The sequence below is a fragment of the Alkalicoccus luteus genome (assembly GCF_012034335.1).
Taxonomy (GTDB): Bacteria; Bacillota; Bacilli; order Bacillales; family Salisediminibacteriaceae; genus Alkalicoccus; species Alkalicoccus luteus_A.
The window spans coordinates 1-238 of record NZ_JAATHJ010000126.1; the positions used below are offsets into that span (position 1 = coordinate 1).

1 protein-coding gene is annotated in these 238 nt (G+C 50.8%); it reads left to right on the top strand.

Going from position 1 to position 238, the window contains the following annotated elements; all coding sequences use genetic code 11:
* On the top strand, positions 1–212 hold a 212-nt coding region (locus tag HCN83_RS18290; RefSeq protein ID WP_205774764.1), incomplete at its 5' end, for a hypothetical protein.
* Positions 213–238 lie beyond the last annotated feature (26 nt).

Sequence of the window (238 nt, forward strand, 5' to 3'; positions counted from 1 at the left end):
ACGTTTATCATGAATTCGATGAAGGACTGACATCCCTATTTAACATCGAAACGTTTTATTGGGAAGGTTCTATCTGTATGAAAGCTGATCGTGAAGTCCTAACCAGGCACGTGAAACGCACTGCCAGATGCCGGCATCGAAGGATCTCGACTCCGGGAGGATCAGAACGAGGCGAAGATCCAGCGCTTCCGACAGCAGGAGGAATCGGTTAGCTGAGGCCGTTCCCTCCGGAAAGCGA